This window comes from Aminobacter sp. 01T433 (assembly GCF_056398585.1).
In genome coordinates, this window is the sequence record NZ_JBFTPR010000016.1 from 14,706 (window position 1) to 28,041 (window position 13,336).

The 13,336-nt window shown below is 59.6% G+C and carries 11 protein-coding genes; 4 read left to right on the top strand and 7 right to left on the bottom strand.

Features of this window, described 5'->3' with window-relative positions:
- Positions 1 to 203: 203 nt before the first annotated feature.
- Both AC1DLV_RS23330 and AC1DLV_RS23335 read right to left on the bottom strand, forming a co-directional pair.
- On the bottom strand, positions 204 to 1,610 hold the full coding sequence (locus AC1DLV_RS23330) for a polysaccharide biosynthesis/export family protein (RefSeq protein WP_476802533.1): 1,407 nt from the start codon (positions 1,608 to 1,610) through the stop codon (positions 204 to 206).
- Between the two features lie 20 nt (positions 1,611 to 1,630).
- The gene (locus AC1DLV_RS23335; RefSeq protein WP_476802442.1) at positions 1,631 to 2,503 is read right to left on the bottom strand and encodes a glycosyltransferase family 2 protein; all 873 of its coding nucleotides are present in this window, start codon (positions 2,501 to 2,503) and stop codon (positions 1,631 to 1,633) included.
- Positions 2,504 to 2,779: 276 nt separating this feature from the next.
- On the opposite strand from AC1DLV_RS23335, the gene AC1DLV_RS23340 reads away from it, so the two are divergent.
- Complete coding sequence (locus tag AC1DLV_RS23340) at positions 2,780 to 4,012, top strand: glycosyltransferase (RefSeq protein WP_476802443.1); 1,233 nt, start codon at positions 2,780 to 2,782, stop codon at positions 4,010 to 4,012.
- Here the strand turns inward: AC1DLV_RS23340 and AC1DLV_RS23345 are convergent.
- Entirely contained in the window at positions 4,002 to 5,120 is a 1,119-nt protein-coding gene (locus AC1DLV_RS23345; protein WP_476802444.1) for a glycosyltransferase family 4 protein, read from the bottom strand. The genes AC1DLV_RS23340 and AC1DLV_RS23345 overlap by 11 nt on opposite strands.
- A gap of 253 nt (positions 5,121 to 5,373) precedes the next feature.
- On the opposite strand from AC1DLV_RS23345, the gene AC1DLV_RS23350 reads away from it, so the two are divergent.
- The 3 genes from AC1DLV_RS23350 (at position 5,374) to AC1DLV_RS23360 (ending at position 9,599) form a co-directional block, all read left to right on the top strand.
- A complete protein-coding gene (locus AC1DLV_RS23350) occupies positions 5,374 to 6,591 on the top strand; it encodes a glycosyltransferase family 4 protein (RefSeq protein ID WP_476802445.1) in 1,218 nt (405 codons plus the stop codon).
- 129 nt (positions 6,592 to 6,720) lie between these two features.
- Entirely contained in the window at positions 6,721 to 8,175 is a 1,455-nt protein-coding gene (locus AC1DLV_RS23355) for a DUF4214 domain-containing protein (protein ID WP_476802446.1), read from the top strand.
- Positions 8,176 to 8,192: 17 nt separating this feature from the next.
- On the top strand, positions 8,193 to 9,599 hold the full coding sequence (locus tag AC1DLV_RS23360; RefSeq protein WP_476802447.1) for a glycoside hydrolase family 140 protein: 1,407 nt from the start codon (positions 8,193 to 8,195) through the stop codon (positions 9,597 to 9,599).
- 244 nt (positions 9,600 to 9,843) lie between these two features.
- Here AC1DLV_RS23360 and AC1DLV_RS23365 read toward each other — a convergent pair whose 3' ends face one another.
- The 4 genes from AC1DLV_RS23365 to AC1DLV_RS23380 form a co-directional block, all read right to left on the bottom strand.
- Positions 9,844 to 10,140, bottom strand: coding sequence for a hypothetical protein (locus AC1DLV_RS23365; protein ID WP_476789530.1), 297 nt, complete (start codon positions 10,138 to 10,140; stop codon positions 9,844 to 9,846).
- Between the two features lie 247 nt (positions 10,141 to 10,387).
- Positions 10,388 to 11,041, bottom strand: coding sequence for a PIG-L deacetylase family protein (locus AC1DLV_RS23370; protein WP_476802448.1), 654 nt, complete (start codon positions 11,039 to 11,041; stop codon positions 10,388 to 10,390).
- The gene (locus AC1DLV_RS23375) at positions 11,038 to 11,853 is read right to left on the bottom strand and encodes a sugar phosphate nucleotidyltransferase (RefSeq protein ID WP_476802449.1); all 816 of its coding nucleotides are present in this window, start codon (positions 11,851 to 11,853) and stop codon (positions 11,038 to 11,040) included. Before AC1DLV_RS23375 ends, AC1DLV_RS23370 begins: the two co-directional genes overlap by 4 nt.
- A gap of 2 nt (positions 11,854 to 11,855) precedes the next feature.
- Positions 11,856 to 13,151: a methyltransferase domain-containing protein gene (locus AC1DLV_RS23380; RefSeq protein WP_476802450.1), complete on the bottom strand. Its 1,296-nt coding sequence runs from the start codon at positions 13,149 to 13,151 to the stop codon at positions 11,856 to 11,858.
- Positions 13,152 to 13,336: the final 185 nt, after the last annotated feature.

A 13,336-nucleotide genomic window follows, 5' to 3' on the forward strand; every position in this document is an offset into this window, starting at 1 on the left:
TTGGTGCTTGGCGAATCATAGCGGTGCTGTCCGATATTGAAACACTCCACCGGCCAGCCTGAACAGGGCTTTTGTAATTTTCCAAGGCCGGCATTGCCAGCTCACCACGAATGATCGCCGCGGCCGGTGCCCGACGCAGACACGCGAAATGCCCCGGAGGCGTGACCTTCGGAGCGGCGATGGTCCTGTCTGGCTCTCTGAAGCTATTGCGTGTTGGCCGTCGCGGCTGCCTGATCGGGAGCCGCTGCTCCTTGCGTATCCAAGGGCATTGCCTGGGCGAGCGGAACTGCGGAGATGTCGCCTTCGGTCGGAAGCACAAGCCCGCCGTCGTCGAGCTTGGGCAGCGGGATTTTCACTTTGACCGTATCGCCAGGTTCCACAATAGTCGTTTCGGTGACCTCGACGTCCATTGATTTGCCGTCGGCTGTCGGACGTATGATCGTATATGACGGTTGTGCTTCCTCCGCTCGGGTACGAAGGGCTAGCAACCGCGGCGCGGTCACTTCCGAATCATGCAGCATCTGGACGGCGGTGTCGGCTTTGCGCGCGATCTCGTTGATCTGCCCTTGTGTTTCACGCAGCGATTCCGAGACCTCGGTCGCGTGCTTATTGTTGACGTCAAGGATCGAGATGTCCGCCCGACTGATCTCCTGCCTGGCACGGAATACGGCCGTTTCCGCTGCCAGCCGATCGCTGCGGACCTGGGCAAGCGCACGTTCGAGCGCGATCTGCCTAGGCGCTGCAGAGAGCCCCTTGTCGACGAGCGTCGTCACGCCGCTCAATTCCTTCTGCACCAGCCCAATCTGCTCATCGTAAAGCTCAAGCTGTGACTCAAGTGACGTAAGTTCCTTTCCCAGGAAGTCCTTCAGGCCGCTAAGGGCCTCCAACTGGGTCTTCATCCCGTCCTTGCGGGCGCGAAACACCAGTCGCTCCTGCTCCATGGCCAATGTTACCGAGCTGTCGCTCGCCCGGCGTGTCAGCTGCTCGGGAAAGGTAATGTCGTCCGCGTTGGCGAGCTCGGCGGTCAAACGGGCCTTTTTGGCCATGAGATTGGTGCCTGCAAGAGCAAGCAGGCCAAGATCACCCCTGCCGGTAATCACCTCGCGTTCCAGCCTTGTGCTGTTGTCTTCGCGCGTCCGCAGGCCGCCGGCGATGCTGACCGCCTGTAAGACGGTAAGCCCAGGCCGATAAGGAAATTCACCTGGAGTGGTGACCTGGCCAAGGATGTAGAAGGGCCTGAACTGCACGACTTCGACCGAAACGTCTGGCGGACGCCCAAGCCCCATGCGCCCCATGAGCGCCTCGCCGATCTTGATGCCGAGTGCGCCTGGTTCTGTTCCCGCGGCACTGATTTCGCCTACAAAAGGCAGTGATAGCTTGCCATTGGCTCCGACGACGAACTGGTCGTTGAGCGCGGTCCATTCGAATATCTCGTCTCTAGATGCGCGCCACTCGTAGATCTTCAGCCGGACCTTGTCTTGCGGGCCGAGCAGATATTCAGCCGCTGCGGCATGCGGTATTCCGATGGCACCGGGCGCGAGCGACACAGCAGCAGCGAAGACACTTCTCCGCAGCCGCTGGGTGAGCACCGACATTGCGGACCTCGGCATGGTTTTCACGCGACGCACTCCTAGATTCTCAGAATGTATTCGGGCTCGATGCGCCCCATCAGAATATGGGCCATCGCCAGCACATTGCCGCGCAGTCGTCCGCGCCGGTCGATATAGGGTTCAGGCACGACGCTGCGGGCGAGATTGGCGGCGATGTTGCGGGCCATCAGCGGCACGGCAAAGGTAGCCGGCACCGTACCCTTCTTGATGAGATAGATCGGGTTGACGATCTGTGAGTAGCCGAAACGCACGCCACTGACGCGGCCGGCCTTCAGACCGAGATGGACGCCGACGATCGACGAAACGCCGACCACGCGGCCACGCGCTCTGAGCTGGCTGGTGAAGTCGATATCCTCCTGCCAGCCATAGAGCACCAGTCGCTCGTCGAAGCGGAGATTTCCGATGCGTGACGCCCGGATCGACATGTTGCAGCCATAGGCGCCGACATGATCGGCCACTTGCGGTTCGGTTGGCGGGCTTGCCTTAGCCTCATCGAGGGCGAGCAGGGCATCGTGCCAGTCGTGACCCGCGTTGCGCGCACCATCCAGGATGGCGTGCCCCATGACGACGGCCCAGTCGGAGTTCGCCTTGAAGGCTTTCACGACGCGGTCGAGATAGTCGTCGGCAGGCACGAAATCATCGTCGAAGAAGGTGATGATATCAAAGCGCCGGGCCGCGTGGTCGAGCGCATTGTTGCGTTGGGCCGTCAGCCCCTTTTTCCCGAAGATTACCGACACCGGAAAACGATCCGAATGAATGGGTTCGACATGGGTCGCATCGGGTGCTGAAACGATGACTTCGTCGGGCAATCTCGTCTGGCGCTCGAGATACGCCAGAAGGTGCGCGAGTTGCTCGCTGCGCCCGAGCGTTGGTATCGCAACTACAAGCCTCATCTGGTGCATTCCCTTGCCGCCCTCGAAGGTACGCCGCGGCTGTGTCCGGACGGATTCATCCGCTGTGACCGTAACCAGTGCCGCGCGCTGCTACAGCCTGCAAAAAAGGGGCGGCATTCTCCCCATATGCACCGTTAGAGGTATGGACGGGCCCCGCCTGACGTAGGCGCCATACCTCTTGGGCTAGGAATTGACGCCACCCCGTTTGGTCAGCTTGCCGGGGTCGGGGCGTAATCGGAGACTGGTGGAATCAAGCAATATCGGAAGAACCCTATCATGCGCCATGAAAGCCCAACCGAGTTGGTGACGGCACCCGAATATGCCGCTGCGCCGCAGCTGCGCGTTCCGGCAGTTTCGGGCGTCGCCTCCGGCGACCGGGTCGCCATCGTCCATGACTGGTGTCCCGACTTCAGGGGCGGCGAGAGGGTCCTGGCGCAAATCTGCCGACAGTTTCACAATGCAGATGTCTTCACCCTGTTCGATTTCTTGCCGGCAGAGGTGAAGGAGCAATATTTTCGCGACATCGAGTTCCATACGTCCGCGGCCAACCGGCTGCCGATGATCAAGAAATACTACCGCTCGCTGTTTTTTCTTTGCCCATTTCTTATCGAGCAGTTCGATGTCACCGGCTACGACGTGGTGATATCGTCGTCAGCCGCTTTCGCGCGTGGGGTGATCACGCGGCCCGATCAGCCGCATCTGTGCTACGTCCACAGCCCCGTTCGCTACGCATGGGACGAACAGTTCTCCTATCTCGAACAGGGCAAGCTCGGTTTCGGCCCCAAGGGCATGCTGTATCGCTACATGCTGCATCGGCTGAGGGAATGGGACACCCGTACTGCGCATGGTCCGGACCTGATGCTGGCGAACTCGAACTATGTGCGATCGCGGATCAAGCATATCTATGGCCGCGACTCGCGCGTGGTATTCCCGCCGGTTTCGCTGGGCGAACTCGACTTCGTCGCCGACAAGGACGACTACTACGTCTCGGCGTCGTTCCTGGCGCCCTACAAGCGCACAGATCTCGTCATCCAGGCGTTCAACGAAATGCCCTCACGCCGCCTCGTCATTGTCGGCGAAGGCCAGCAGTCGTCGCGCCTGCGGGCGCTGGCCGGACCAAACATCAGCTTCGCGGGTTTCCTGCCCAGGCGGGAATATGTGCGAACGGTCGCCCAGGCGCGGGCAATGGTCTTTGCCGGATGCGAGGATTTCGGCATAGCCCTTGCCGAGGCCCAGGCTTGCGGTACGCCGCTGATTGCCTTTGGGCGCGGCGGCGCCACCGATATAGTGCAGCGCCTGGGGGTCGCCAAAGCGCCGACAGGGGTATTGTTCGGCAAGCAGACGGTTGCTGCTCTCAAGGAAGCTGTCGCCTATTTCGAAGATAACCAGGTATCGGTCACCGCCACGGCCTGTCGCGAAAACAGCGAACGGTTCTCGGAAGAGCGTTTCGATCGGGAATTCCTGGACGCGGTTGGTAACGTCCAGTCGCTTCACGCCGTCATTGCGTGAACTGCCGCTTGGCCGCATTTGCAGGTGCTTGCTGCTCCAGCATCGCCAATAGATAAAGCTCCGCCGACGCCTCCCAACGATAATGCGATGTTCTTGCGCGACCGCGCTCGATCATATCGCGCCTGAGCGTCGGCGACCCCCGAAGCTCCATGAAACGGTCGAACCAGGCGTCGGCGTCGTCGGGTGACGCATATAGCGCCGCGTTGCCGCAGATTTCCGGCAGGCTGGCACGGTCCGAGACTACCACCGGGCAACCCACGACCATGGCTTCCAGCGGCGGCAGCCCGAAACCCTCGGTAAAGGACGGAAAGGCAAGGCACATGGAGTCGCGCAAGAGTGCTGCCAGCTCTCCATCGGAAAGCCGCCCGAGCCAGAAGACATTGGCGGTTTCGTTATGCGCGGGCAGCTTGAAGACGCGCGGATCTGAAATCCCCGCCACAGCAATACGGAAGCCCGCGGCATGGAGCCTGTCGGCCATGCCGAGGATGAGCTGGGCATTTTTGTGGGGCGCGGTACTGCCAAGCAGAACGATCGTGTCGGGACCGGCAGCCATTTCGGTCTTCAGCGAATGCTGAGCCTGCCATTTGGCGGCATGCTCGTGCCCGTTCGAGGCAACGAAGATCTTGTTTGCCGGGCAGATCTGGTGGCGGACCAGTTCGCCAGCCGAATATTGCGAAACAGTCGAGACGCACTCAGCGCTGCGGCCAAGGGCAGGCATTAGCGAGCGATAGAGCGCACGAAATGACGGCGAGTAGCTCTGTGGGTAGTTCCTGGTGTTGAGATCGTGGATGCAGACAATGTGTTTGCTCGCCAGAACCGGGCCCGTATTGCACAGGCTGAGCAGGCCGCCGCGCACATTGGCAGGCAATATGGCCTGTTCCCAAGGGTGACCGCCAAACCTGCCGATGGTCCGCGTTCGGATGGCCGACAAAGGGAGGTCGAAGATCGCATCCGGCGGTACAAGCAATTCGAGGTTGAGGTGGTGCGCGATGCCGGGATGCCGCGCGAGCAGCCTGTCCATGGCGCAGACGGTCTCGCGCGCATAGCGCTGCACACCGGTCATCTGCTGAGCGAGGAAGCGGCCGTTGATGGCCCAGTGCCGTCTCAAATCGACCTCCCGTCGCAAAGCCGCGTTTGTCAGATTGTCATCTTGCCGTGGCCGGTGTGGACCGTCATTTCGTCCATTGGGTCGCCTGGCCCGAATGGCTTCAGCCAATCGTCGCCGCAACTCACCCGAATGCTATCCGAAGGGGGAGGCGTCTACCTCCAACGTGTAAAAGTCCGCCATGGCCGCGCGGTGCTAGGGTCTTGTCGTATCCATGCGGCGATGCGGGGCCGCCGATCCGGAAAGACGCCGACCAATGGGCAGCCCAGAAATCCCAGTCACGCAGCGATCGCTGCTCGAAAACGGCAACGTGATCGCTTTGCCATTGCGCGCGACATCCGCAGGCGAAACGGTTCGGGCAACTCCACGTGTCAGGCGTTGGAGCATCAATGGCGATTTTGTCACGCTCAATCCCAACGGCGTGGCCCGCTATGCCCGCGAGGTCACCTCAGCACTCGACGCCTTGATTGCGGAAGGCCACCCGTTGGCGCGAGGCCTCGACGTCGACCTCATCGTGCCCCGGAAAACGCAACTGCAGCTGAGCGCGATCAGCGTGCGGCTCGTTCCCGAATATAATCGCCCGCGCTTGCCACAATTCTGGGTGCAGGCACAATTGCCCCGGCATGTGCGTGGTGGGCTCTTGAGCTTCTGCAACCTCGCTCCAGTCTCGGTCAAGCGGCAGATCGCGTGTATCCATGATCTGCATACCCGGCTGATGCCGGAGAGTTATGGGCTTCTGTTTCGGTGGGCGCATCGGCTGATCCTGCCAGCCCTTGGGCGCCGCGCCGCGCATATCACCACAGTCTCACAGCTCTCTCGCGGGCATCTCGCCGCTTGCGGCATAGCCGACCCTGATAAGATAACCGTCACCTATAACGGCGCTGATCATGCGGCGCGCTGGGATGCCGGCAGGTCAAAGCTGCAGCCGGTTTCCGACCGGCCCTATGTCTTGTGCCTTGGGCGCGACCAGAAATACAAGAACATCGAGCTGCTCGTTCGTCTGGCACCGCTGCTCGACGCGATGGGCCTCGACCTATGGATGGCGGGAGATGCCGGCGAAGCCGTCGTTTCCAGATTTGCGTCGCCAATGCCTACGAATCTTCGCCTTTTGGGGCGGATAAGCGACGACGATTTCAAGAAAGCCCTATCGGGCGCGTTGTGCTTCCTTTTCCCCTCTCGCATCGAAGGCTTCGGTCTGCCCGCGGTTGAGGCCATGGCATCGGGATGCCCGGTCGTGGCCTCCACGTCACCTTGCCTGCCGGAAGTCTGCGGTGATGCAGCCCTGTACGCCGACCCCGATGATCTGGGCGATTGGGCAGATGCGATCGGCAGACTGCGGTTCAGACCGGAACTGCGGCGGAGCCTCGTCGAAGCGGGTTTCGCGCAGGCACGGCGTTATACCTGGCGCGGTATCGCCGAGATTTATCTCAAGCTCATGGCTGAGGTCGATATGGCGGCGATTGCCCCAGCGTGACGCCGCCCAAAAGTGCGCGAGTAATACTCGAAAGACGTAAGGTCGGAGGCACCACCCCAATAAGGCTGGATTGTCGCCACTGCGTCGGCAGGTAGCATTGCCTATCGAACCAACACGGCTGGGCTTTCCATGCACAGACTTATGAGCATTACAATGGCGGCTCTTCTGGCCACGACAGCTGCCGCCTCGGCTGACCTGCTCTGGGGCGTGAACGGTCACCCATTCAGTGCCTACCCCGGCATCAGAATCGAGCGTCAACTCGAATATGTCAAAGACCTTGGGATGAAATCCTACCGCGTCAACATTGCTGACGCGGATGAAGCGGACGATCTGGCTGCATTGGTCAGTGCTGGCAAGAAGCGCGGGATAGAAATCCTGCCGGTGATCACCCCTGGTCATATCGACCTCGACAAGGATAGCACGAGCGAACTGTATGAGAAGGCTCGGGCGCTTGCGGCCGGGCTCGGCTCCCGGTTCAAGGCCGACATCCGCGTATGGGAACTTGGCAACGAGATGGAGAACTATGCCATCATCAAGGCTTGCGAGAAGCGCGACGATGGCAGCCAATATCCATGCGAATGGGGCCCAGCCGGCGGAGTAGAAGCGCGGGACTACTATGGCCCTCGCTGGGTGAAGGTGAGCGCTGTCCTGAAGGGACTGTCTGTCGGCATGACCCAAGCAGACCCCTCGATCCGCAAAGCGATCGGCACGGCCGGTTGGGGCCATACCGGTGCGTTCGAGCGGATGCAGCAAGACGGGATTAAATGGGACATCACCGTTTGGCACATGTACGGCGAGGATCCGGAATGGGCATTCGAAAAGCTGGCCGCCTATGATCGCCCCATCTGGGTCACGGAGTTTAACAATCCCTACGGAAGTCAGCGCAGCGAGCAGCAACAGGCCGAAGGGCTGACGAAGTCGATGACCCGGTTGCGGCAGCTGCAGCAGAAATACAAGATCGAGGCGGCTCACATCTACGAGCTTCTGGACGAACCATACTGGGCTCCCGATTTCGAGGCCTTCATGGGATTGGTGCGGGTGAACGGCAGCGCCGAAAGTGGCTGGAAGCCGGGAGAGCCCAAGCCGGCCTATATGGCCGCGAGAGATCTCATCCGAGGTTCCCGCGTGCTGCGCCGTCCGCAGCGCGACTGCGATCTTGCCAAGTTCGAAACAACAGAGCACCCCTCCGTACGCCAAGCGCGTTTTGGCTATTGCCTGGTACTTGGACGCGACGCTCCGGAAGCGGAAGTGGAGCATTGGGCGGAGGCGCTAGATAACGGCGAGACGACCTTTAGCAACATGTTGATTTCCATGCTTCACTCGGTCGATTTCAATGAACGCTACGCACCTTTCGGCATGAGCGACCGTGCCTATGTTGGGTTTCTCTATCTCTTGCTGCTGGGGCGCGGAGCCGACGGAGGCGGACTGGAAAGTTATGTCCAGCAACTGCGCGTCGGCTCGATGACACGTGACTCCACTGCGCTCGGGTTGATTACGTCGAGCGAATTCTCAGCTAAATATCCTGCCCTTTCGACCGAGGGTCGGGACGCTCACAGCACCAACGATACCCGCACTCCCGGATAGCGGCGAAGGGTTCAAGCATGGCCGGCTTCGGACATTCAATATGTAGCGGTGCGTCGTATTGGTCCAAATACGTCATGCTTGTAGCTTGTCTTCTGATGGTTCCTACTTTCATCCTCGAGGCACGCGACACTTCTCAAGTCGCCGACAAGGTTTCTGTCTTCCCGCTGCAGGTTCAGGCGGGCAAGCGCTATCTGGTTGATGCAGAGGGTCGCCCGTTTTTCATGCAGGGAGATACCGCTTGGTCGTTGATCGCCCAGCTTTCCCGCGAGGATGCTGACCTATATCTACGCGATCGCAAAGCGCGCGGCTTCAACACATTGCTTGTCAATCTGATCGAGCATCGCTTCGCCGACCGGGCGCCGGCCAATATCTATGGCGACAAACCGTTTCTGGTGGACGGTGACTACAGCTCTCCGAACGAGACCTATTTCAAGCATGCCGACTGGGTGTTGCGCCGCGCAAGTGAACTGGGATTCCTAGTGCTTCTGGCACCTTCTTACGCCGGATATGGCGGATGGTCGGACGGCTGGTATCAAGAGATGGTTGGAAATGGAAAGCAGAAGCTGCGAGATTATGGCCGGTTCGTGGGTCGGCGCTACGCGAGTCTCGACAACATCCTTTGGGTGCAGGGTGGCGACTACAATGTGCCGGACAAGGATCTCGTTCGCGCCATTGCGGATGGAATCCGGGAAACTGACCCTGGCGCCCTTCATACGGCTCACAACTCACCGGAAACTGCTGCTTTGGACTATTGGCACGGCGAGCCTTGGCTAGCCGTCAACAATGTCTACACCTATGGCTCCGTGTCGACTGCAGCCCTGAATCAGTATGTGCACGGCGGAGATTTGCCCTTTTTTTTGATGGAAAGTGCCTACGAAAACGAACATGAAGCGGACGAGCAGCAGGTTCGCATGCAGGCTTATCAAGCCATTCTCTCCGGTGCTTCCGGACAGATATTCGGCAACAACCCGATGTGGTATTTCGACGGGCCAGGCATCTATCCTGCGCCGATGGGCTGGAAGCAGTCCCTCGACAGCCCTGGCGCACGGAGCATGACCCTTCTTGGCAACCTTGTCTCGTCCTTGAAGTGGTGGCTGCTAGAACCGGACGTCGACGGCAAGTTACTTGTCGGAGGAAAGGGGAGCGACAAAGCCCGTGTGGTTTCGGCGGCGGCAAGGGACGGTTCGTTCGCACTCGTCTATTTACCCACAAGCAAAGAAATAACACTCGATCTTGGGCGGCTTTCCGGAGAAAAGATCAAAGCGCGTTGGCGTGATCCGACGAGCGGGAATTTGCTGCCAATTGAAGGTTCGCCCTTCGCGCCGGGGAGGCAAACGTTTCGGCCCGTGAGACTCAATCAGGGGGGATTTACGGATTGGGTCCTGGAGCTGACGTCCGAGGGCGAGCAGCGTCAAAGCCAGTGAACCTTGCCTTTTTGGGACGCCGACGCGACTCGACCCACGCCGGATGAACGCCGGCTTCGCCAAGCCCATTGGGGCCTAGAAGCAACGTCCTGGAGCCTGCTCCATTCCAGTAGATGGGCCCAGTAGAATTGGGATCGGCTATCTACCTCCTTGCTGGAGCGCTACCTTTATCCGGACACGGGGCCCACTTTTCGCCAAGCGGACCTTCGGTTCGGGGGCATGCTCCTGCCAGACGGAATGCCTCTCAGTTTTCTATCGCAATTCGCTGTTCAGCGGGGAAATGTCCGGCGATCCAGCTTGTCGCTTCCTGCAGCGTTTCAAACATCCGATGGCAACCACCCAGACGGCCGTAACCCGTTTCCAGAAACCAGCCGCTCTTTACCGCGTATTGTTCTTCATCGACCTGCGTCAGCACAGCTACAAGCTGGTCCGATTTCATTACCAGAAGCCCGTGTTCCCCTCCGTCGACTGTTCCTAACTTAACATTCAAAAAGGCAAAATCTTGCAGTTCTTCGCCGTGAGGCGACGTTACATTGCTCATTCGAGCAGCCCCTCATTCCCCAAGCAGACAAAAACTTGACCTAAAAATACATGCCGTGCTCACAAAAGCGCACAGTTCAGAAAACGCACTCATACACACAATGGCAATTGTTAGACGATTACAGAAACTGTTGCAAGTAGACCATAGAATCTAGACACAGCACAATAAACCGTGTCGGTTTTCTGTGGAAACTCGTGGTTTTGAATCGTTCTTTGTTGAACAGAAGTCTGGTCGCAGCGACTGAACACTACAGCAGGCGTGCCTTCCTCAAAACAAAGCCCTCGGCATAGAACTCCGGTGCACGGCACTCCATGCCACGTAGGCGCGCCAGCCCTTGAAAGGTCTCTTTGTCGAACCAGTCCTTCGAGCGCTGCGTTCCAAAGTGCTCGTGCAGCAGCAAGATTTTCCGCTCCATCACAGCGCTTGTCAGCGGCACGTAGAAATTGGGCTGGCCTAGATCTCCGTCCCATTTCGGAATTTCATATTCGAGCACTAGGTGATCGCGAAAGATGTTCCAGGTCAGCTGGTTGACCTCGCGGTGGTCCTGGTGGGCATCCTTGCGGGTGTGGGTAAACACGACATCGGGCGCAGTGCGCGCCCTCAGGTCGATCAGCCATTGCTTGATTGCCCGCCGCTGCTCGGGGAAATAGCTGTCTTCAAACCCGGCAAGCTCGATACGCTGGTCCCTCGCTTCCCGCAGGAAAGCGCGGGCCGACCGTTCTGCCTCCTGAGCCCGCTGGCCGGTGGCGCTCAACACGCACCAGTGGACACTGAGCTGCACGCCGGCGGCGATCAGGCTCAAGAGCGTGCCGCCAGCGCCGATTTCAATATCGTCAGCATGCGCGCCAAGGCACAGAACCGAAAGCTGCTCGCCGCTTCGTGCGAGGCTCAGGCTCTTCATGAGGCCGCCTTGATGACGTTCCGCCTTGCCCGCTCGGCACGAATGGCCGCGTTCCAAGGCATGTCGCCATGCTCGACCATGTCTTCCAAGGATTGCCAGTCGCGCAAGGTATCCATCGAGCGCCAGAAGCCCTGGTGCTTGTAGGCCATCAGCTTGTTGTCGGCGATCAGCCGGCTAAAGGGCTCGAGCACCAATTCCTCGCCGTCTTCCATGTAGTCGAAGATCTCGGGGCGGAAGATGAAGTAGCCGCCATTGATCCAGATCTCCGACGTATCGGTCGTCTTGAACGAGCGCACGCGGCCGGAATCGTCGATATCGGCGAGATGGTAGGTGAGGGGCGCACGCACGGCGAGGAAACAGCCATACATGTTGCTGGCTTCGAACTTGGCAATCATGTCGTTGAGATCGACATCGGTCAGCCCGTCGGAGTAGTTGGCGAGAAACATCTTTTCGTTCTTCACCTGGTCCTTCGCCGCCCACAGGCGCTCGCCGATGTTACGCCAAATGCCGGTATCGAGCAGCGTCACGCGCCAGTCCTTGGTGCTCTCGTCAAGAAGCTGGATGTCCTTGCCGCCGCCCGACACGACGCAGTCGGAAAATGTCTGAGGGCGCGAGTTCAGGAAGAAGTCCTTGATGACATTTGCCTTGTAGCCCAGGCACAGCACGAAATCGTCGTGCCCATAGTCGCTGTACCACTGCATGACGTGCCGCATGATCGGCTGCTGGCCGAGCGGGATCATCGGCTTTGGAATGGCCTCGGAATACTCCCGGATGCGGGTGCCGCGCCCGCCACAAAACAGGACGACCTTCATGTTCATAGCTCCGCGGGATCGATGATGGTGACATAGGGGATGGGAACGACGAATTTCGCGCCCCAGGCTGAGACGTGGGACATCTGCCGGATGATCTCGTCCTGGAGGTTCCAAGGCAGGATCAAGATGTAATCGGGCTTGGCATCGTCGATGGCTGCGACAGGGCGGATCGGGATATGCATGCCCGGCGTGAAGCGCCCGTGCTTGTAGGGATTGCGGTCGACGGTGAAGTCGAGGAAATCCGGCCCGATGGCGCAATAATTGAGCAATGTGTTGCCCTTGCCGGGCGCACCGTAGCCGCAGATGCGCTTGCCTTCATTCTTGGCCGAGATCAGGAATGCCAGCAGGTCCCGCTTGGCCATGGCGGCCTTGTGCCCGAAAGAGGCGTATGTCGACATGTTAGTCAGCCCGTGCAGCCGCTCGCGAGCGATGATTTCGCCAACGCGAACCGATATCGGCTGGGCGCTGTCTTCATGCGCGAGATAGACGCGCAGCGACCCCCCGTGGGTTGAAAGCTCTTCGACGTCGACCAGCTTCAGCCCGTGGCGCTGCGCCATCATGTCGATCGTCACGGCCGAGAAATAAGAAAAATGCTCGTGGTAGATCGTGTCGAACTGGTTTTCCGCGATCAGTCGCTCGACATGCGGAAACTCCAGTGTGATGGTGCCTTCCGGCTTGAGCAGGATCTTCATGCCGGCGACGAAGTCGTTGAGGTCGGGCACCTGGGCCAGGACGTTGTTGCCGATAATCAAGTCGGCAGAGGCTCCCTCTGCGAACATTTTGGTGGCGAGGCGCTCGCCGAAAAAGTCGACCTGGGTCGGGATGCCTTTTTCAATCGCTGCCCGCGCCACGTTGGCTGCCGGCTCCACACCAAGGACGGGCACGCCCAGAGGGAGGAAGTGCTGCAGCAGATAGCCGTCATTGCTGGCGAGCTCGACGGCAAGGCTGTCCTTTCCGAGCTTGAGACGCGCGGTGATCGCCTCGCAATAGTGCTTGGCGTGGGCAACCCAACTGGTCGAGTAGGATGAGAAATAAGCGTATTCGCTGAAGATGGACTCGGGACTCATATATTCCTTGAGCTGCACCAGATAGCAGGTGTCGCAGACGAGGACCTTGAGCGGAAAATAGGCTTCCATCTGGTCGACCTCGTCCGCCCGGAGAAAGCTCTCGCAGGGCGGCGACATTCCAAGGTCGACGAAGGTGTGGCTGAGGCGGGCGCCACAAAGCCGGCAGCCCGGTGCCAGGTAAGGTTGTCTCGCCGTTACGTCCCTGACAGCGTCAAGTTTTTGCATGTTCATGAATACGCTCCCCACGATCGTGCCAGCCACCTCATCTGGAGCTGCACTTTCAGAATTGCCCATTGAGAGAATACGGGCACTGCGTGGTTGCTTCGATTTGCCCTTACGATTGGAGGTGTCATCCGATCGGGCGGTCGAGCCATAGAGCATGACATCAAAAGGCGGTGCCTGGAGCAGGAAGGGCT